The organism is uncultured Pseudoalteromonas sp. (assembly GCF_963922945.1).
Classification (GTDB): Bacteria; Pseudomonadota; Gammaproteobacteria; order Enterobacterales; family Alteromonadaceae; genus Pseudoalteromonas.
Genome location: NZ_CAWUKC010000037.1, coordinates 1 through 20,702, shown reverse-complemented (window position 1 = coordinate 20,702; position 20,702 = coordinate 1). Strand labels below are relative to the sequence as shown.

The window sequence follows — 20,702 nt, the reverse complement described above, 5'->3', positions numbered from 1 at the left end:
GCAAGATCTAAGTCACTGATCACTTATAATATAAAGGATCTTTTAAAGAGATCTTTTAATGCTATTACTACTAGTGATCGGCTTTTCTGTTGATAAGCTCTATTTTTTCATTTAAAACATAAAATTAGATCAGATCTAAAGGTGTTAATATGATCGGATCATCAGGCAAATAAGCTTTGATCAAAAAGGGAGTTTATACACAGCTCGGTATCGATTGGATCTTATCCAATGGATAAGCAGGCATAAAAACGCAGTTTGATCAGCTGTTATCCACAAAAGCTATTAAATTATTAGTAAATTGTGAGTAACTTTGTTTATGCTATTTTTGATGATCGCATTACTTTAATTGTGTTTTTTCTATCCAAGAGTTTAGCCATTCTAAAGCTGTATCCTCAGGTAATGCCTCATCGAGAATGTTAAGTTCTAACCTTGGGGCTATACATACAGCGTGCTTACTGGCCATTAAGGTATTTATGTTACGTGCTGCTAAGTTGTAAGTATCGTAACTGGTATCACCTAAGCCAATAACCGAATATTTAATAGCAGATAGATCACTTTGCTGATTTAGCTGCTCAATAAAAGGTAAAAGATTATCGGGATAATCGCCGGCCCCGTAGGTCGATGTGCATATAAGCCATATGGTATTGTGTTGATCAATATCAGATAAATTTGGTTGATCATGTAGTTTGGTGCTAATACCTTGATTATTTAATTCATCACATAGTTGCTCTGCTACATACTCAGCAGATCCCATTTGACTACCCACGATAATATTTACAGCACTCATACTTTATCTGATCACACATTACTTATTTGCCCGCTATGATAACTGAGTTAGCTTTGCAGTAAAGAAATCCTTTGTAATTTTGTATAACTATTTTTGTTCCGTTTTTAAACGTGATGATTATTTGCTTTTTAACTTATTGAAAAATATAGGTTTAACATAAATTATTTAAATGTAATCTTCTGATCAAGTTGTTGATAAGGCTGGGGAAAGCTTTGTCTAACTCAGGTTTTGAATTGATCTAATTAAAGCTAAGTGATTGATTTTTTATTATAAGCATGTCCACCAGCATTAGATTTTACACAGCTTAAGTGTTGTTGATCATAATGTGGATAGTAATCCTGTTGATAACTCAAAAAGCGATCAAAAAAACTTTTTGAGAAACGATCTAATTAGCCAGATCTAAGTAAAAAAAGCGAAAATAAGTTTAAAAACCTGCGTGATTTTATAGATCGTTATTGCTTAACACATAAATAGGGGATAAATAGAGGCGCATTTTAGGATCTGTTAGCTAAAAAGTAGACTATTGTGGATAACCTTTTTTAATAACATCATCGTTTTTTAAGTTCAGCGAGTATTATTGCTGGTGGATCATTAAAAAACAGTTACGTTAACCATAGTGTTATCGTTTACTTTGACTTATAAATGCACAAACTATAGTTAAAATGATCTTATCAAGTGTCGTGTTTAGCATAATGTTAGTGCTTTTTTTAAACTAAATAGAATATAAATGACGTGCTGAGGCGGTGTTTTTTTATACTACAAGGGCTCAAATAGCTGGGCTGTCCAGGCTTTTACCAGGCGCGTTTTATCTTACTTTTGCTTTCAAATTTTTATACCGGGCATAAAAAAGGGCACCAATGTACCCTAAATCATGTGTTTTTTGCTGCTTTAGCGAGTTATTTACCAATACAGAACGCGCTAAATATTTTGCCTAGTAGGTCGTCTGAGGTAAATTCACCGGTTATTTCGTTTAAGTATTGCTGCGTTAGGCGCAGCTCTTCAGCTAATATTTCACCGGCTGCGTGCATTTCTAACTGTGTTTTACCCGTGTCTAAATGGTAGGCTGCATGTTCTAGCGCATCTAAGTGACGGCGGCGCGCCATAAAGCCACCTTCTGTTGCGCCATCAAAGCCAATACAGGCCTTTAAATGCTCGCGTACCAGCTCAATTCCTTGCGCATTCTTAGCGCTTAAACTAATTACCGGGTATTGCTGGTTTTCATCCATACCGACTGCATCGCCCGATAAATCAGCTTTATTTCTGATAACGGTCACACCCATACCTTGCGGTAATTTTGCCATAAATTCCGGCCAAATTGCGTGTGGGTTGGTGTCGGTGGTGTCGGTGCCATCAAGCATAAATAGCACACGGTCAGCTTGGTTTATTTCATCCCATGCGCGCTCTATACCTATTTGTTCCACGCGATCAGGGCTTTCGCGTAGGCCTGCGGTATCAATAATATGAAGTGGCATACCATCAATATGAATGTGCTCCCGTAGTACGTCGCGAGTAGTACCTGCTATTTCGGTGACAATGGCAGCTTCGCGTCCTGCTAGGGCGTTGAGTAAGCTTGATTTACCCGCATTAGGGCGTCCAGCTATAACAACACGCATCCCCTCGCGCATGATGCTGCCTTGCTTGGCTTGATTAGTCACAGTGTTTAACTGGTCAATAATTGCGTCTAAATCACCCGATACTTTACCATCGGATAAAAAGTCGATTTCTTCATCAGGAAAGTCAATCGCGGCTTCTACGTACATACGTAAATGAATCACTTTTTCTACTAGGGTTTCTATATGTTTAGAAAACTCACCTTGTAGTGATTGTAGGGCGCTTTTAGCTGCTTGCTCAGAGGTGGCATTAATTAAATCGCTAATAGCTTCTGCTTGGGTTAAATCAAGCTTGTCGTTCATAAAGGCGCGCTCTGAAAACTCACCAGGCTTAGCTAAACGCACCCCCTCTATTTGGCTGATTTCTTTTAATAACATATCAAGCACTACAGGGCCACCGTGACCTTGTAGTTCAAGTACGTCTTCACCGGTAAATGAGTTTGGTCCCGCAAAATAAATAGCAATACCTTGGTCTAGCTGCTCGCCGTTTAGGTTTTTAAATGGCACATAGTCGGCATAGCGAAGCTTAGGTACTTTACCTATTATTTTTTCGGCCACGCTTTTAGCAAGGCTGCCAGAAACCCGAATTATACCTACGCCACCACGCCCTGGGGCGGTCGCTTGTGCTGCAATTGTATCTTGATTAATCATGGGATGAATATTGCCAATAAAAGAATGAATGCTGGTGCTATTGTAACCTATGGCAATCTCGCATGCGAATAATGGTAATTAAAAGTAGTTTAGAAATAATGGTTTTTAGATATAACTTAATTCAGTATTAATAAATAATAAACCGTTATTGTAAATGATAATCATATCTATTAAAGTGTCGCTCCTTGTTTCTTTCTGATAAGTTAATATGCGTTATTCTCCTCTATTTTTAGCCTTAGTGGCGGGCTTTACCGGTTTGGTAAGTGCTCAAGAACAATTGACGAATTCACAACAAGCGACTGACAAAGACATCGAAAAAATAGATGTGATTGGTAGGGCGTTTTCTTTATACCGACCAACAGAATCCAGTTTTGCGACTCGAACCAATACACCGCTTGAGAAAATTCCTCAATCAATTCAAATATTGCCGCAAGAGTTGATAAGTGATCAGGCTGCGCGTCAAATTACCGACTTATATAGCAACATTGCAGGTGTTAATGGATTTAGCTATTCAGGTGTAACATTTCGAGGTTTCCGCCAAGATGAAATTTTATACGATGGTGTAAAAGGTGACCCTTTCAATGGCTTTGCGGTTCCACAATTGTTTAATATAGAGCAAGTTGCGGTATTAAAAGGCCCTGCAGGTGCAATTTATGGCAGTGGTAACCCTGGTGGTATTATTAATTATGTAACCAAAAAGCCTAAGTTCACCAGTGAGCACAGTATCGAAGTTGAGGTGGGTAATGATGATTTCTTTAGTGGCGCATTAGAGAGTACAGGAACGCTAAGTGAATCACTTGATAACCATGCTTACCGTGTTGGTCTGTATCGTGATTCAGAAGAGCCATTTCGTGCTAATACCAGTAGTGATAACACTATTGTTGATTTGGGGTATACCTGGCTAATAAGTGAGGCAACGGAATTAACTACTCAGTATACATACATAGAGCAGGAACTAGGAGGAGCTCGCCTTCGTGGTGTGCCTGCCGATGATAATGGCAATTTCCTTACAGATATCAGTTGGAATCACAACGAAGCGAGCGACTTTCAAAATGTTGAAGCACATGTTTACCAAGCTACCTTAAAACATGAGATTAATGACATTTGGCGTACAGATATCACAGCTCGGTATTTTGATAACAAAGAAGTGCAAAACTATCATGAGCCAAGGGGCTTAGTAGATACAGATGATGATGGTGTGGTTGACTGGAGTCATCGCGAGTTTCGTGATCAGCAACGTGAGAATGAAGGCTTTAGTTTAACAGCCAATGCAGTTGCGGAATTTGCTTTTGCAGATATGCAGCATCAAGTGCTGTTTGGCAGTGATTGGTATGAACATGATTTTGAGAGTGTTTACCGTACTGCAACGCAGCAAAGTAAAGGTGGGCCTGTTCCTGGTTTAGACCTTCATAATCCTCAGTATGGTTTAACGTCGCGTGATAACTATGATCTTGACAGTATTACACCGAGACTAGGTCAAACAAATAGCACACGTTTTGGTTCTTATGTACAAGATCAGCTTGATGTAACAGCAAATTGGAGTATTACCGCTGGTTTAAGGTATGACCGCTTTAAAGATAAAGATCTGTTAAACCAAACCGAGTTTTCTGATAGTGATTTAACCTATCGTGTTGGCACTAGTTATAACATTAATGACACTTTCTTCCCGTATGCACTACACGGCACTGGGTTTGTTCCACAAAGTGCCAGTAATCAAGAAACGGCCAAAGGTGGCCCTTTTGCTCCAGAGACAAGCCGAATCAACGAGCTAGGCTTACGCAGCAAGCTTTTGGATGATACCCTTGCTGTAAACATGGCAGTATACGATATTGTTCGTGAAAACATTCTACAACCGAGTTTACTTGGCGATGTAGCTGGTGATGGTGTTGATGACTTAGTTGCTGTGGGAGAAGTGCAAAGTAAAGGCTTTGAAGTTGAGGTGGTGGGTGACATCACTGAAAGCTGGGTAGTAACAGCAAGCTATGCTTATAATGATACCCGGATCACACAAGCTAACGATAGCATTACTAACCAAATTCCCGACAGTGATCGATTTGCCAATGCGCCGCAAAACACCTTAGGTATTTGGACTCGCTATGAATTACCTAGCTTATATTCATCGATATCAGCGGGATTAGATTACGTAGATGAGCAATTAAGTTTAGGGGGGCAGCATGTTAAGCCTTACACGATTTATAATATGGCTTGGCAGACAACGCTTGATAACTGGCAATGGCAAGTATCGATTAAAAACTTGTTTGATAAAGAGTATGCTTCAAGCGGTTTTATCGAGCGTACTGGTCACTTTCCAGGTGAACCGCGCCGAATATACTTAAGTGCTAAATACAGCTTTTAATGGTGCTGTGTGAACGCAAAAAAGTGGTTTAATTTACACTCATGGGCAGGACTCTTCGTTGGGGTCCTGCTTTTTGTTATTTGTGTTTCAGGTACCTTAGCAACGCTCAGTCATGAGATTGAGTACCTAAGTGATAGCAAATACCGAGCATTAACTGCCTCTGTAGAAACCAATTATCAGGCTATAGAAAACGCCCTCAGCCAACATTACCCAAGTGCGCAGGTGCTTTATATTCAACGTCACAAGCAGGATTATCTTGCTACAGAGGTCGCGCTGAAAATCAACGATACATTTCGTTTTGTATACCTAGATGCAGCAACCGGCAGCTTACTTGGGGAAGGTGAATGGGCGCGAGTTTCTCGGTTTTTGCGCAACTGGCATATGAATCTGTCTATGGGGTGGGGCGGTAAACTGATCGTGACCAGCTTGAGTATTCTATTGTGTATTTTATTGGTATCGAGTTTTTACGTTTATCGACGTTGGTGGCAAGGCTTTTTTAAAAAGCCAGCACCGCTTTGCGGTGATAAACGCAGTGGTTGGTCTGATTGGCATAAGTTATTAGGGATTTGGAGCTTTTGGTTTATTACGGTAATGGCTGTGACAGGGTTATGGTATTTATTTGAGCACGGTTTACAAACAGCTAAAATACCACATTATGTAGCGCAACCAGCCGCTGTAAGCGAGTTTAAAAAGCAGCCGGCTAATGCTCAAAAAGACGCTATCAGCTTAACGGAGGCAGCCATAGCGGCCCAGCAAGCATTTCCTAGTCTTGATATTCGTTATATCCGTTATGGCAACTTTGCGAATCAAGCAATTGAAGTACGAGGTTACAACAACGATATTCTGCTTCGTTTACGTGCTAATCGCGTGTATTTAGCACCAAGTACAGGACGCGTATTAGGAGTACAAAAGGGCGAAGATTTACCTGTTTTCTCTCGCATTAAAGATACGGCTGATCCTTTGCACTTTGGTAACTTTGCAGGCATTGGCACAAAACTTATTTGGGGGCTGTTTGGTGCTTTGATGAGCTTTGTGAGCGCTGCTGGCATTTATATGAGCTGGCTTAGAGTTAAGCGTAAAACAACGGCAGGAAAGTGGCTTGGTTTATCTGGGGTGATTGCAATTGGTTTAGTAGTTGCTTCGCTACTAACAACAAGTTTGAGCTTTACTGAGCGCAGTGTGCCCAATCAGGTTTATTCTCCTATTCTCTGTTAGCTATTTTCAGGCATTAAAAAAGGCGCAATTAGCGCCTTTTTTATTGGGTTAAGAGTTTAGCCTCTTACTTTTATACCTTGCTTTTCCATGCCACGGTAGATGATAAGCATCTGGACAATCGAAATAAGGTTAGATACTAACCAGTAAAGTACTAAACCAGATGGGAACCATAAGAAGAATACAGAGAAGATAACCGGCATAAAGGTCATCATTTTTTGCTGCATTGGATCGGTAACCGTCATTGGTTGTAGCTTCTGCGTTACAAACATACTTGCACCAAATAAAATTGGTAATACGTAGTATGGGTCTTTTGTAGAAAGGTCAGTTAGCCAAAGCACAAATTCAGCATGGCGTAGCTCTGTCGATTCTAAGAATACGTAAAATAGCGCTAAGAAAATAGGCATTTGTAACAAAATAGGGAAACAGCCACCCATTGGGTTCACTTTTTCTTTGCGGTACATTTCCATAGTGGCTTGGCCGAACTTTTGACGGTCATCACCATATTTTTCTTTGAGGGCAGCCATTTTAGGCTGAAGGGCACGCATTTTAGCCATTGACGTGTATTGCGCTTTAGTTAGTGGGTACATTAACGTTTTAACGATAATCGTGATGGCAATAATAGCAACACCCCAGTTACCTAAAATGCCGTGTAACCATTTAAGTAGTACAAATAATGGCTGCGAAATAAACCATAACCAACCGTAATCTACAGTAAGGTCTAAATCTGGGTGAAGCGCTTCTAATAAATCAGACTCTTTAGGACCCATGTAGTAAGTCGCATTAAGTGTTTGCTCACTGCCGGCTTGTACATTTACAGGCGCTGCTTTTGTACCAATAATCGCAGCATTACTTTTAGTAATTAAGCTGTAAAGTGTGTGTGTTTCGTCTTGCTTAGGTACCCATGCACTTACAAAGTAATGCTGAATAAATGCAACGTAACCGCCTTGCGTATTTTTATTTAGGTTTTTGTCAGCCATATCTGAAAAGCTGTATTTTTCGTACGACTCTTCATCAGTACCGTAAGCTGCACCTAAGTAATTTTGATCTACTAAACTGCCTTTTTCTTGTACGGTACGTTTAATTTGCGTGTACAACTGTACTTGAACTGGCGCGCTAGTCGTGTTGTTTACTGTGTACTCTAGATCTACATCGTACTGACCTTTTTTGAATACATATGTTTTAGTAAAGCTAACGCCATTATTATCAACATAGGTCAGGGGTACACGTAACTCATCACCGTTTAGTGTGTAAGCTTGTTGCGTTGCTTGGTAAGTAGGGCGACCATTTGCTGATGCATCTGGGCCATTTAAACCAATTAGACCGCTTTGTGAAAAGTATTGTTTGCCCTCAAACTCACCAAGTAGCATATAAGGTATATCGCTGCCTTTGGTATCTTCATACTGGAGTAAGTCTGTTTCAACAATGTCACCGCCTTTGGTGTCGATTTTTACTGTGAAAACGTCAGTTGTTATTTCAATAACTGAGCGCTTAGCAGCAGTAGCCGAAGCAGGTAAACCTGAATCTGACGATGACGGTATGTAATCATCTGACTCTGATGACGTTGCGTTTAGTGTTTGTGTAGTGGCACTGGGATCGGCTTTAGGCGTGTTGTAATCGTTATTCCATTCTTGAAATAATAAAAACGACACTAACATTAAACCGATTAATAAAAACGTGCGTTGCGATTCCATAACAGCTCTTATTTCTCGTGTTGGTGGTTAATACGGGTTAATTTTTCAGGGACGGGGTCTTCTCCGCCTGAATGTAAAGGATGGCATTTTAATATGCGTTTAAGTGCTAACCAACTCCCTTTTACAAATCCATGCAAATTAATTGCTTGAATAGCATAATGAGAGCAGCTTGGATTAAAACGACAATGCGGACCTAACAGTGGGCTTATCCACAATTGATAAGCGCGGATTAATAACACTAAACATCGCTTTGGAATTGCAACAAGTGGTTTAAGTAACCTCATGATGTTAATGCCCCTGCGTATATTTAGTGAATAGATACCATGTATTTAAAAGCTCAGTTCAAGATTTTAAACGCATGATTAAAAGGTGAGCTAAAGATACCCTAATTAACCCTGCAATTCTATTGCTATCGGGTTTGTTTATTCGATTTAGCCGATTTGTTAGGGCGTTTTTTAAATGGTGGTGGTTTAGGTGCACCTGGTTTGCAGCGTTCATTAATTTTACGCCACAATTTTGTAAGTTGTTTGGTTATTTCTTCGTTAGACTGCTCATCGATACCATTTTTTACCATAAGCACAATATCAATATTATCGATGGTGTGTTGATTTAAACGAAAACTTTCGCGAGCGAGTCGTTTAATACGGTTACGTTGGCATGCTTTTTTTACACGTTTTTTAGCTACAGTAAGTCCTAACCTAGGTTTATCTTGGTCATTAGGTTTAGCTAAAAGAGTAAATAAAGGAGTTGCAGCCCGAGCGGGTTCATTAAATATGCGAGAGTAATGCGAGGGAGTTAACAGACGTAACTCCCTGCCAAAGCTAAAGTCTTCCACTTATATATTAAGCAGAAAGTACTTTGCGGCCTTTAGCGCGGCGACGTGCTAATACTTTACGGCCATTTACAGTTGCCATGCGAGCACGGAAGCCGTGTGCACGTTTGCGTTTTAAAACGCTAGGTTGAAAAGTTCTTTTCATAACAATCTCATCCGATCGGTTAAAGTTAAAACATCCTATGCAGGTCGCGATCCTGGCACAGGTGCCATTGCGAGCGCGAGATATTATAGATTAAGCGCTTTAAAGTCAATCATAATTGCGCTGCAAACGGCGTGTTTATTACATATTTTGCACTTTAGATTGATATTTATAGACTAATTTTAAAGCAAAGCGGTCCTCTTTTACACAAAATGGCTATTAACTAAGCTATGTGACGCGTTACTAAATTGGATCATAATAAAGTAGGGTGATCAACTAGGATCATCATAATTAAGAAGTTTTCCACAGCAAGCGTTCAAAAAGTGAATAAAAGCATGGGAAAACTGATCTGGATCGTAAATTTGGTTCGCGATCTTAGTGTGTTTTTGTTATGATCTGTTATCTGGCTTTAAAATAAAAGTCACTATAAATCAGTCTGTTAAGATATTTATACACTGATATCAACAATTTTATAAAAATCAATCTTTTACTTGTGGATAAAGTGCCTTCATAATACTCGGTCTTAGGCCGAATAGTCGGCCGATTAAACGCAATAAATGCATGATTTTTAATCATTATTGATGTGCGGGAATAAAAATATACCTCTGGGAGTTTTACTGTGTATCTGTCGGTTTGGCAAAGTTGTTTATATGTATTGCAAGATGAGTTGCCTTCGCAACAATTCAGTATGTGGGTAAGACCACTACAAGCAGAAAGTACCGAAGATACCTTAACTATTTATGCACCGAATCGCTTTGTGCTTGATTGGGTAAGAGAAAAGTATTTAAACCGTATTAATGAGTTACTGGTAGAAATTTGTGGTGATGAAGCGCCCGAGTTACGTTTTGATGTTGGTAGTAAACCACTACTCAATACTCAAGCGGCGGCGCCAAGTGTTGAAGCCCCTGCATCGCCAAGTTCTCAAGCGCCTGCCAAACAGCAGCCTGTAGAACAAAAAGCAGCAGTAGAGCCTGCGCCTAAATCGGGCTATAAATCTAATATAAAAGATAACTATACCTTTGATAGTTTTGTTGAGGGTAAATCTAACCAGCTAGCAAAAGCGGCTGCAACACAAGTTGCAGATAACCCAGGCTCAGCCTTTAATCCTGTATTTATTTACGGTGGTACAGGTTTAGGTAAAACTCACTTATTACATGCAGTAGGCAATGGCATTATGGCAAATAAGCCCGATGCCAAAATTGTTTACATGCATTCTGAGCGTTTTGTGCAAGATATGGTAAAAGCACTACAGAATAACGCGATTGAAGAGTTTAAGCGTTATTATCGAAGTGTGGATGCGCTGATGATTGATGACATTCAATTTTTTGCTAATAAAGAACGCTCACAGGAAGAGTTTTTTCATACCTTTAATGCTCTATTAGAAGGTAACCAGCAAATTATTTTAACCTCTGACCGCTACCCAAAAGAAATTGAGGGTGTTGAAGACAGGCTTAAATCGCGTTTTGGCTGGGGTTTAACAATTGCCATCGAGCCGCCTGAACTTGAAACGCGCGTTGCCATTTTGATGAAAAAAGCACAGCAAAGTAAAATTAATTTGCCGCACGAAGTTGCCTTTTTTATCGCTAAAAAATTACGATCAAATGTGCGTGAGTTAGAAGGTGCGCTTAACCGAGTAATAGCTAATGCTAATTTTACTGGGCGTCCAATTTCTATCGACTTTGTAAAAGAAGCTCTGCGCGATTTATTGGCACTACAAGATAAGCTGGTCACTATAGATAACATCCAGCGCACGGTCGCTGAATATTACAGAATACGTGTCTCTGATCTACTCTCAAAGCGTCGTAGCCGCTCTATCGCTAGGCCTCGCCAAGTAGCCATGGCGTTGTCAAAAGAACTAACTAATCACAGCTTACCTGAGATTGGTGACGCATTTGGCGGACGAGATCACACCACGGTACTCCATGCGTGTCGTAAGGTTAAATCACTTCGTGATGAAAGCCACGAAATAAAAGAAGATTATCAAAATTTAATAAGAACGTTGTCATCTTAGGGCTGACTTTATTATGCAAATAACCATATCAAGAGAACAATTTTTAAAGCCACTAGTACAAGTATCGGGTGCAATTGAGCGCAAACATACGTTACCTATATTATCTAATGTATTGCTAGTGGTCGAAAACGGGCAACTTTCAATGACAGGTACTGACCTGGAAATTGAGTTAGTTGCTGGTGTTTTTGTTGGTGATGACGTTGCCAATACAAAGTTAACGCTACCAGCTAAAAAATTACTCGATATTTGTAAAAGCTTGCCGGATGGCTCTGAGCTAACACTAAGCTTACAAGAGCATCAACTCCTTCTAACCAGTGGTAAAAGTCGCTTTTCACTTACGACACTTGCTGCTGAGGATTTCCCTAACCTAGAGCAGTGGGATGGAGAGGTTGAGTTTCAACTTACACGCTTAGAGCTTCGTAAGCTGCTTGAAAGCACGCATTTTTCTATGGCTAACCAAGACGTTCGTTACTACTTAAATGGAATGTCGTTTGAAGTAGATAATACTGATATTAAAACCGTTGCTACTGATGGCCACCGTTTAGCTATTGCTCAAAAAGAATTAAGCCAATCGTTAAATACACAGCGGCAATTAATTATACCGCGTAAAGGGGTGCAAGAGATTATGCGCCTTATGGTAGCCGATGAAGAATTAGTAACGATTCAATTTGGCGCTAACCATATCCGTATTATTGATGTTGAGTTTACGTTCACAAGTAAATTGGTAGATGGCCGATTCCCTGATTACCGCCGTGTTTTACCACGTGGTGGCGATAAAGTAATTACCGCTAACCGTGAATGGTTACGTAATGCATTTCAGCGTGTGTCTATTTTATCTAACGAAAAATTTAGAGGTGTGCGTTTAAACCTTGCCAGTGGTCTACTTAAAATTACGGCTAATAATCCAGAGCAAGAAGAGGCCGAGGAAATAGTAGAAGTAATGTATGAAGGCGACGAACTGGAAATTGGTTTTAACGTTTCTTATGTACTGGATGTATTAAACACATTAAAAACAGAAGATGTGCTATTTACATTAGCTGATTCAAATAGCAGTGCACTTATTGAAGGTGCAGGTGATGAAGAAGCGATGTACGTGGTAATGCCGATGCGATTATAAGATACCCATTTTAAATGAGTTTAAGTCACTTGAGCCTCAAGTATTTTCGTAATATTGAGGCACTGACGCTAGAACCAGTTAATGGCGTTAATATTATTTATGGTGAAAACGGCAGTGGAAAAACCAGCCTTTTAGAGGCTATTTATTACCTTTCTCATGGCAAATCTTTTCGAACACCTAAACATAAAAGTATTATTCAACACCAGCAAGACCAGTTTGTAATACATGGTCGCAAAGCAGTACACGACTTATCAATTCCTATTGGTATAAGTAAAACACGCGGTGGTGAAACTAGTTTAAAAATCCAGGGAAAGGCCAGCAAAAAAATATCTGAACTTGCTCAATTAATGCCTGTACAAGTTATTACACCAGAAAGCTACTCCTTATTTTTTGGTGGGCCTAAAGAGCGACGTAAATTTTTAGATTTGGGTTTGTTCCACGTGGAACATGAGTTTTTTTATTTGTGGCAATCATTTAATAAAGTACTTAAACAGCGTAATGCGTTACTTAAAAGTAAGCCCTCGAATTATTTTGACCAAATTAGGTTTTGGGACAAAGAATTTGTTAGACTGGCAGAACAAATAAATAAATTAAGAATGGCGTATATAAGTAGGTTTAAGCAGCAGTTTTTTGATAAAATGTGTGCAGAATTAACGCTTATACGCGATTTAGAGATTAACTTTAATGCGGGTTGGAAAGAGAGTGAGTCTCTTAGCAGCGCGTTAGAGCAAAACTTTGAGCGAGATGCTCGCCAAGGTTTTACAAGTAAAGGGCCACATAAGGCTGACTTTAGTTTTAGTGTCGCTGGCAACAGTGTAGAAAATACGTTTTCTCGCGGTCAATTGAAATTATTGCTCTATGCGTTAAAAGTAACGCAAAATAGTTTAATTGAGTCAGAGACAGATAAGCAATCAATATTGCTAATAGATGATTTACCTTCAGAACTAAGCGAAGATACAAAAGAGAAGGTGGGACAATTACTGACCCATTGCAGTTCTCAAATATTTATTTCTTCAATTTTATCTGAAAGTATTTCTGCTGTGGTGGAACCCATGAAACGAGAACTACAAATGTTCCACGTGAAACATGGCAACCTAATAACAAGATAAGTGGGATTAACCATGTCTGAGAATTACGATTCGTCGAGTATTAAAGTACTAAAAGGATTAGACGCAGTAAGAAAGCGTCCTGGAATGTATATAGGGGACACCGATGATGGCACAGGCTTACACCACATGGTGTTTGAGGTCGTTGATAACTCTATCGATGAAGCCTTAGCGGGTCATTGTGATGATATTTATGTAACGATTCACTTAGACGGTTCAGTCTCTGTAAGAGATAACGGCCGTGGTATCCCAACTTCTATTCATGAAGAAGAAGGGGTGTCTGCTGCAGAAGTTATCATGACGGTACTGCATGCTGGTGGTAAGTTTGATGATAACTCTTATAAAGTATCTGGCGGCTTACACGGTGTGGGCGTATCGGTAGTAAATGCACTTTCTGAAAAGCTAACACTTACGATTCGTCGTGATGGCAAATTGCATGAACAAACATATAGCATGGGTGTTCCAAATGCTCCATTAGCTATTATCGGCGATGCAGATACGACAGGTACTGAATTACGCTTTTGGCCAAGTGGCGAGACATTTTCGAATTTAAATTTTCATTACGATATTTTAGCCAAACGTTTACGTGAACTATCGTTCTTAAATTCAGGCGTGAGCATCATTTTAACGGATGAGCGCGAAGAAAAAAAAACTGCCCATTTCAAATACGATGGTGGCATTCAAGCGTTTGTTGAATACTTAAACCGCAATAAAACACCGGTACATAAAGGTGTGTTCCACTTTACTCACGCACGTGAGGAAGATGGTATTAGCGTTGAAGTATCAATGCAGTGGAACGATGGCTTCCAAGAAAACATATACTGTTTCACTAATAATATTCCACAACGTGACGGCGGTACTCACTTAGCCGGTTTTAGATCTGCGCTGACACGTACGCTTAACAACTACATGGAAAAAGAAGGCTTTAATAAAAAGGCTAAAACAACCAGTAACGCAACGGGCGATGATGCACGTGAAGGCTTAACTGCAGTGGTTAGTGTTAAAGTACCTGATCCTAAGTTTTCATCACAAACTAAAGACAAGCTAGTATCAAGCGAAGTTAAGTCTGCGGTTGAGCAAGCAATGGCAGAAAAGTTCTCTGATTTCTTGCTAGAAAACCCAATGGATGCCAAAACGGTTGTTGGTAAGATTATTGATGCAGCACGTGCACGTGAAGCTGCGCGTAAAGCGCGTGAAATGACACGTCGTAAAGGTGCTATGGATTTAGCCGGTTTACCTGGTAAATTAGCAGACTGCCAAGAGAAAGACCCATCATTATCTGAACTATACATAGTGGAGGGTGACTCAGCTGGCGGTTCAGCCAAGCAGGGTCGTAACCGTAAAAACCAAGCTATTTTGCCACTTAAAGGTAAAATCTTAAACGTTGAAAAAGCTCGCTTTGATAAAATGCTTTCTTCACAAGAAGTTGCAACGCTAATTACAGCGCTTGGTTGTGGAATTGGTCGTGATGAATATGATCCAGAAAAACTACGTTACCATAGCATCATTATCATGACCGATGCGGACGTGGATGGTTCTCACATTCGTACCTTGCTACTAACATTCTTTTACCGCCAAATGCCAGAAATTGTTGAGCGTGGATATATTTACATTGCACAACCGCCGCTTTATAAGGTGAAAAAAGGTAAGCAAGAGCGTTACATTAAAGATGATCCTGCACTTGTTGATTATCTAACATCGCTTGCACTTAACAATGCTGCGCTTTACACCAGTGAAGATGCTGCAGCAATCGAAGGTGAAGCGCTTGAAGAAATCGTACAAGACTACCAAAATACCGTTAAGGTAATTGAGCGCTTAAAACGTAAATACCCTAACACGGTAATGGAGCGCTTAATTTACCAAAGCGAGTTAAAAGTAGAAGACTTATCTAACGAAGCTAAAGTAATTGAGTGGACTAAAGAGCTTGTGGATGACTTAGTAGCACGTGATGAAGATGCAACAATTTTCCATGCAGGTACTGAGCACGATGCAGAGCGTAACTTGTACTTCCCGGTTGTGAATATTCGTCAGCACGGTGTGGATAAAGCCCATGTATTACACTATGACTTTATTGCGTCACGTGATTACCAACGTATTGCTGCAACTGGTACAAAGATCGCTAACATCTTAAAAGAAGGCGCATATGTTCAACGTGGTGAGAAAACAAAACCTGTTGATAACTTTGTGGATGCTTTGGAATGGTTGATCGCAGAATCTAAGCGCGGGATCTATATTCAGCGTTATAAAGGACTAGGTGAGATGAACCCAGATCAACTTTGGGAGACCACCATGGATCCAGATGCTCGTCGTATGTTACAGGTAACAATTGAAGATGCTGTTGCAGCAGATCAATTGTTTGCAACCTTAATGGGCGATCAAGTTGAGCCACGTCGAGACTTTATAGAAACGAACGCTCTTCGCGTAGTTAACTTAGACGTGTAAAAAATTATACATATATCTTAAAAGGAGCCTAATGGCTCCTTTTTTATTTTAACAACCGCACAAACTGCTTAAAACATGAGTGTGCACAAGGTATACTGAGGGTAATTTTCACGCTACTTTCAGATAGTAAAAAGCCAAATATGCAAAAATATGACGTTAAAACCTTTCAAGGTTTGATCCTGGCTTTACAGGATTATTGGGCGCAGCAAGGCTGTGTCATTATTCAACCACTTGATATGGAAGTGGGCGCAGGGACATTTCACCCGCAAACATTCTTAAAATCTATTGGCCCAGAGCCAATGTCGAGCGCATACGTGCAACCGTGCCGTCGTCCTACCGATGGACGCTACGGTGAAAACCCAAACCGCTTACAACATTACTACCAATTTCAGGTAGTTTTAAAGCCATCACCAGATAACATCCAAGAGCTTTACTTAGGTTCTTTAGAAGCAATGGGTATTGATACCTTAACTCACGAAGTGCGCTTTGTAGAAGATAACTGGGAATCGCCAACACTAGGTGCATGGGGCTTAGGTTGGGAGATTTGGTTAAACGGCATGGAAGTAACCCAGTTTACTTATTTTCAGCAAGTAGGGGGCTTAGAATGCTCACCTGTAACTGGCGAGATTACTTACGGCCTAGAGCGTTTAGCAATGTACATTCAAGGCGTAGACAGCATTTACGACCTAGTATGGGCAGATGGTCCATTAGGGCGTGTTACTTACGGTGATGTATTCCACCAAAATGAAGTTGAGCAATCTACTTACAACTTTGAACACGCAAATGTTGAAGATTTATTTGCACAGTTTGATAAGTGCGAAGCTGAGAGTCAAAAGCTGATTGAAGCAAACTTACCGCTGCCTGCCTATGAGCAAGTAATGAAAGCATCGCATGCATTTAACTTATTAGATGCACGTCATGCAATTTCAGTTACTGAACGTCAGCGTTATATTTTACGCGTTAGAGCGTTATCAAAAGCATGTGCACAAAGTTATTATGATGCACGTGAGGCACTTGGTTTCCCGCTGTGTAAGGATAAGTAAGCATGTCAGCAGAAAATTTATTAGTAGAAATTGGTACCGAAGAGTTACCACCAAAAGCACTGCGCAAACTAGCAGAGGCCTTTGCAGCAAACTTAACAGCAGAGCTTGAAACGCTTGAACTTGGGCACGAAGGCGTAAGCTGGTATGCATCGCCGCGCCGTTTAGGTTTACAAGTAAAAGCGCTTGAAGCAAAGCAGCAGGATAAAGAAGTAGAAAAACGTGGTCCTGCAACTAAAGCAGCGTTTGACAGCGATGGCAACCCAACAAAAGCGGCAATGGGTTGGGCACGTGGTTGTGGTATTGACGTAAGCGAAGCACAAACGCTCGAAACCGACAAAGGCGCATGGCTATTACATATTGCTAAAGTGGCAGGGCAAGACACTAAAACGCTGATGAGCGATGCTATTGCAAAGTCGTTAGCTAAATTGCCAATTCCTAAACCTATGCGTTGGGGAGCAAGTAAAACACAGTTTATACGCCCAGTGCATACGGTAACCATTTTATTTGGTGGTGAGCTGATTGAAGGTGAGATTTTAGGTAAGCCTGTAACAAATGAACTACAAGGCCATCGTTTTCATCACCCAGAAAAAATCACCATTAACCACGCAGATGACGTGTTCGACGTATTAAAGTCTGCTTACGTTATTGCTGATTACGAACAGCGTAAAGCACAGATTCGTGCACAAATCGAAGACGCTGCAAGTGCGGTTAATGCTGTAGTTGCAATGGATGAAGATTTACTAGAAGAAGTAACCTCGCTAGTAGAGTGGCCAGTAACGCTAACAGCAACATTTGAAGAAGCATTTTTAGATGTTCCTGCCGAAGCGCTTATTTACACTATGAAGGACGATCAAAAATACTTCCCGCTATTAGATCAAAACGGCAAACTTTTAAATAAGTTTTTGTTTGTATCGAACATCGAAAGTAAAGATCCAAGTGTTGTTATATCAGGTAACGAAAAAGTCGTGCGCCCACGTTTAGCCGATGCGCAGTTCTTCTTTGAAACCGATAAAAAGAAAACCCTAGAAAGCCGCTTAGAGTCACTAGATACCGTTTTATTCCAAAAGCAGTTAGGCACGCTTAAAGATAAGTCGGTACGTATTAGCGAACTAGCAGGTTACATAGCAGAGCAACTAGGCGCCGATAAAGACCTTGCAAAACGCGCTGGTTTATTAAGTAAAACTGACTTAATGACCGAAATGGTAATGGAGTTTACCGACGTGCAAGGTGTGATGGGCATGCATTACGCTCGTCACGATGGTGAAGCCGAAGATGTAGCCATAGCGCAAAACGAGCAATACATGCCACGCTTTGCAGGTGATAACCTACCTACAAACTTAATTAGCTGTGCAGTCGCTATTGCTGATAAGTTTGATACGCTAGTAGGTATTTTTGGCATAGGCCAAGCACCAAAAGGTGACAAAGACCCATTTGCACTTCGCCGTGCAGCCATTGGTGCATTGCGTATTATGGTAGAAAAAGAGCTACCGCTTGATATTTTAGACCTAGTAGCAAAAGCGCAAACACTGTTTGGCGAGAAATTAACTAACCTAAATGTATCAACCGACGTATTTGATTTTATGCTAGGGCGTTTCCGCGCATGGTATCAAGATGAAGGTATCGAGGTAGACGTTATTCAAGCTGTGCTTGCACGCCGCCCGACTAAACCTGTTGACTTTGACCGCCGTGTTAAAGCCGTAAGCCACTTCCGTACATTAGACGCCGCAGAAGCGCTTGCAGCGGCTAATAAACGCGTAAGTAACATACTGGCTAAAAATAACATTACCACCCAAGGTGATGTTGATGAGAGCCTATTAAGCGACGACGCTGAAAAAGTATTAGCTTCACAAGTAGCAAAATTTGCTACTGAGCTTGCACCACTTTACGCAGACGGAAATTACCAAGAGGCATTAAGCCAATTAGCGGGTATTCGTCAAAGTGTTGATAACTTTTTTGACAACGTAATGGTTATGGCCGACGATGAAGCAGTAAAGCAAAATCGCCTTGCGCTATTAAGCCAGTTAAGCCGCTTATTTTTAGATATTGCAGATATCTCTGTACTACAAAAATAACACTGCTTGAACTAATAAAAAGCCAGCGTTTTGCTGGCTTTTTAGTTTTAACACAATGAAGGACACTCATTAATGATGCCAATGAAACGAATTTTAACCCTTGCCATTGCCGGCTTACTCACCGCGTGTACTAGCCAAGTATCTATTAACGATGTACTCCCACAGCAAGAGCTGGATAAAACAGTTTACCTAAGAGGCGACTTTACACTGTGGGATGCCGAACCTCAGTATCAGTTTATGCCAGTAGGCGGTGCGCTTTATCAAGCCGAAGTTAAATTTAGTACGCCAGGTAAAGTATACGAATTTAAAATAGCCGACGCCGATTTTAGTGAAGGCTACAACTGCGGTTACAGCGATGCACAACCAACAGGGCAAAAACTAACACTTGGCCAACCTGTACTTGCCGATTGTAATACTATTTATAATTACTTTAGCTACTCGCCCGCAATAAAAGGCACGTACATAGTAAGCATTGATTACAGTGATTATGATGAGCCAAAAGTGACGATAACGAAGAAATAGCTATTAGTTGAGAGCTGTCAGCTTTTAGCTGCCCGAGTGGGCTTAGAGATTTGCGACAAGGACGTTAATATGAAATTGAGCTGGATTAAAGGGTAGTACATTGGATAATTATATAGAGTACTGCTATCTAGAAAATGATAAGCCCAGGTTTGAACGAAGTAAGTTAACTGAATCAGATTCAAATGAGTGCTTAAAAAAATATAGAGTATTCTCAAGAAAACTTGAGATAGAAAATTTATTTGATGTTTTGATAGAGGAAGTTAAAACATTCAAATCATTGCTTACTATGGCTCAGCTCTCACAAGAGTTTTCACGTTTCTCTGAGGTACATGCTTATATAGAAAATCAAAAAGCCCGTACTAAATTAAATATCTCCTATCTAAGCATTTTGAATACTGGAAAATTAGTTTTAGATCGGTTGTACATTGAACGTGATAAGTTTTCGATAATTAATGATATTGATCAATCATTATTACCTGAATTATTGATAGAAAGAGAGAAGATCTTTAAAGAGAATCAGTATTATGTTCTATGCTGTAATTTGAGAAATTTATGCCAACATAAAATGTTACCCGTAAATAGGCTAACTTTAAAATATCCATCTATAAGTAAACATGGAAATGGAGTAATAACAAAATTTCAGATTCCACTCGTATTATCGGTAATGGAAGAGAAAGAAAGGATAAAGTTGTTAAAGGGGTTAAACTCTGCATTTAAAGATGAGCTCTTAAATTCTGATTTAGTTGACCTCAACAGAGCGATAGATGGTTATTTTGAAGGGATTTTTGATTTAATGATTAAACTACGCACTTTGGTGGATAAGTCAGTAACTGAGGCTGAAGACTATTTTAGTAAGTTACTTGATAAAAATATAGACTTAAACATGAATCGACTCTTGGGCCCACCAGCATTAGTAGTTAACAATGAAAAGAAATTTCACTTGGATTTTGAGTGGTTCCGAGTGGCTCATTATTTAGAAGAGAAAAATAATTCTCACTTCAAAAGCAGTAATTTAATTAGAACGCAGTATTTGAGCAATGAACCTTAAAGCCCTTTCTTCACCACATACCTATACGGTGCTTCATCGGCATCTACAGCCACCAGC

16 protein-coding genes are annotated in these 20,702 nt (G+C 40.1%); 10 read left to right on the top strand and 6 right to left on the bottom strand.

What is annotated here, in order from left to right:
- Nucleotides 1-337 precede the first annotated feature (337 nt).
- Both mioC and mnmE read right to left on the bottom strand, forming a co-directional pair.
- Nucleotides 338-787, bottom strand: coding sequence for an FMN-binding protein MioC (mioC, locus tag AABI99_RS09720; protein ID WP_338365531.1), 450 nt, complete (start codon nt 785-787; stop codon nt 338-340).
- An 896-nt stretch (nt 788-1,683) separates the two neighbouring features.
- On the bottom strand, nt 1,684-3,048 hold the full coding sequence (gene mnmE, locus AABI99_RS09715) for a tRNA uridine-5-carboxymethylaminomethyl(34) synthesis GTPase MnmE (protein WP_338365530.1): 1,365 nt from the start codon (nt 3,046-3,048) through the stop codon (nt 1,684-1,686).
- Between the two features lie 208 nt (nt 3,049-3,256).
- Here mnmE and AABI99_RS09710 point away from each other — a divergent pair, with 208 nt between their 5' ends.
- Both AABI99_RS09710 and AABI99_RS09705 read left to right on the top strand, forming a co-directional pair.
- Nucleotides 3,257-5,404 (top strand): TonB-dependent siderophore receptor, encoded by a 2,148-nt coding sequence (locus AABI99_RS09710; protein ID WP_338365529.1) that lies wholly within the window; start codon nt 3,257-3,259, stop codon nt 5,402-5,404.
- A 9-nt stretch (nt 5,405-5,413) separates the two neighbouring features.
- Nucleotides 5,414-6,619 carry a PepSY-associated TM helix domain-containing protein gene (locus tag AABI99_RS09705; protein WP_338365528.1) on the top strand — a complete coding sequence of 402 codons (1,206 nt, stop codon included), beginning with the start codon at nt 5,414-5,416 and terminating at the stop codon, nt 6,617-6,619.
- A 56-nt stretch (nt 6,620-6,675) separates the two neighbouring features.
- Here the strand turns inward: AABI99_RS09705 and yidC are convergent, their stop codons facing one another.
- The 4 genes from yidC to rpmH form a co-directional block, all read right to left on the bottom strand.
- The gene (gene yidC, locus AABI99_RS09700) at nt 6,676-8,310 is read right to left on the bottom strand and encodes a membrane protein insertase YidC (protein WP_338365527.1); all 1,635 of its coding nucleotides are present in this window, start codon (nt 8,308-8,310) and stop codon (nt 6,676-6,678) included.
- Nucleotides 8,311-8,318: 8 nt separating this feature from the next.
- Nucleotides 8,319-8,594, bottom strand: a complete 276-nt coding sequence (gene yidD, locus AABI99_RS09695) for a membrane protein insertion efficiency factor YidD (protein WP_338365526.1) — start codon at nt 8,592-8,594, stop codon at nt 8,319-8,321.
- 125 nt (nt 8,595-8,719) lie between these two features.
- Complete coding sequence (gene rnpA / locus AABI99_RS09690; RefSeq protein ID WP_082422755.1) at nt 8,720-9,145, bottom strand: ribonuclease P protein component; 426 nt, start codon at nt 9,143-9,145, stop codon at nt 8,720-8,722.
- Nucleotides 9,146-9,152: 7 nt separating this feature from the next.
- On the bottom strand, nt 9,153-9,287 hold the full coding sequence (gene rpmH, locus AABI99_RS09685; protein ID WP_004335215.1) for a 50S ribosomal protein L34: 135 nt from the start codon (nt 9,285-9,287) through the stop codon (nt 9,153-9,155).
- A gap of 616 nt (nt 9,288-9,903) precedes the next feature.
- On the opposite strand from rpmH, the gene dnaA reads away from it, so the two are divergent.
- The 8 genes from dnaA (at nt 9,904) to AABI99_RS09645 (ending at nt 20,645) form a co-directional block, all read left to right on the top strand.
- Complete coding sequence (dnaA, locus tag AABI99_RS09680; RefSeq protein WP_004588059.1) at nt 9,904-11,295, top strand: chromosomal replication initiator protein DnaA; 1,392 nt, start codon at nt 9,904-9,906, stop codon at nt 11,293-11,295.
- A 13-nt stretch (nt 11,296-11,308) separates the two neighbouring features.
- On the top strand, nt 11,309-12,412 hold the full coding sequence (dnaN, locus tag AABI99_RS09675) for a DNA polymerase III subunit beta (RefSeq protein ID WP_338365522.1): 1,104 nt from the start codon (nt 11,309-11,311) through the stop codon (nt 12,410-12,412).
- 14 nt (nt 12,413-12,426) lie between these two features.
- Nucleotides 12,427-13,521: a DNA replication/repair protein RecF gene (gene recF, locus AABI99_RS09670; protein ID WP_338365521.1), complete on the top strand. Its 1,095-nt coding sequence runs from the start codon at nt 12,427-12,429 to the stop codon at nt 13,519-13,521.
- Between the two features lie 12 nt (nt 13,522-13,533).
- The gene (gene gyrB, locus AABI99_RS09665) at nt 13,534-15,960 is read left to right on the top strand and encodes a DNA topoisomerase (ATP-hydrolyzing) subunit B (protein WP_338365520.1); all 2,427 of its coding nucleotides are present in this window, start codon (nt 13,534-13,536) and stop codon (nt 15,958-15,960) included.
- 140 nt (nt 15,961-16,100) lie between these two features.
- Nucleotides 16,101-17,003, top strand: a complete 903-nt coding sequence (glyQ, locus tag AABI99_RS09660) for a glycine--tRNA ligase subunit alpha (protein ID WP_008130780.1) — start codon at nt 16,101-16,103, stop codon at nt 17,001-17,003.
- 2 nt (nt 17,004-17,005) lie between these two features.
- The gene (gene glyS / locus AABI99_RS09655; RefSeq protein WP_338365519.1) at nt 17,006-19,075 is read left to right on the top strand and encodes a glycine--tRNA ligase subunit beta; all 2,070 of its coding nucleotides are present in this window, start codon (nt 17,006-17,008) and stop codon (nt 19,073-19,075) included.
- A 72-nt stretch (nt 19,076-19,147) separates the two neighbouring features.
- A complete protein-coding gene (locus AABI99_RS09650; protein ID WP_338365518.1) occupies nt 19,148-19,597 on the top strand; it encodes a hypothetical protein in 450 nt (149 codons plus the stop codon).
- A 100-nt stretch (nt 19,598-19,697) separates the two neighbouring features.
- Nucleotides 19,698-20,645: a hypothetical protein gene (locus tag AABI99_RS09645; protein ID WP_338365517.1), complete on the top strand. Its 948-nt coding sequence runs from the start codon at nt 19,698-19,700 to the stop codon at nt 20,643-20,645.
- Nucleotides 20,646-20,702 lie beyond the last annotated feature (57 nt).

Coding starts and splice junctions, on each gene's coding strand:
- mioC (WP_338365531.1), bottom strand. CDS start 787: ATGAGTGCTGTAAATATTATCGTGGGTAGTCAAATGGGATCTGCTGAG.
- mnmE (WP_338365530.1), bottom strand. CDS start 3,048: ATGATTAATCAAGATACAATTGCAGCACAAGCGACCGCCCCAGGGCGT.
- AABI99_RS09710 (WP_338365529.1), top strand. CDS start 3,257: ATGCGTTATTCTCCTCTATTTTTAGCCTTAGTGGCGGGCTTTACCGGT.
- yidC (WP_338365527.1), bottom strand. CDS start 8,310: ATGGAATCGCAACGCACGTTTTTATTAATCGGTTTAATGTTAGTGTCG.
- yidD (WP_338365526.1), bottom strand. CDS start 8,594: ATGAGGTTACTTAAACCACTTGTTGCAATTCCAAAGCGATGTTTAGTG.
- rpmH (WP_004335215.1), bottom strand. CDS start 9,287: ATGAAAAGAACTTTTCAACCTAGCGTTTTAAAACGCAAACGTGCACAC.
- dnaN (WP_338365522.1), top strand. CDS start 11,309: ATGCAAATAACCATATCAAGAGAACAATTTTTAAAGCCACTAGTACAA.
- recF (WP_338365521.1), top strand. CDS start 12,427: ATGAGTTTAAGTCACTTGAGCCTCAAGTATTTTCGTAATATTGAGGCA.
- gyrB (WP_338365520.1), top strand. CDS start 13,534: ATGTCTGAGAATTACGATTCGTCGAGTATTAAAGTACTAAAAGGATTA.
- glyQ (WP_008130780.1), top strand. CDS start 16,101: ATGCAAAAATATGACGTTAAAACCTTTCAAGGTTTGATCCTGGCTTTA.
- glyS (WP_338365519.1), top strand. CDS start 17,006: ATGTCAGCAGAAAATTTATTAGTAGAAATTGGTACCGAAGAGTTACCA.
- AABI99_RS09650 (WP_338365518.1), top strand. CDS start 19,148: ATGATGCCAATGAAACGAATTTTAACCCTTGCCATTGCCGGCTTACTC.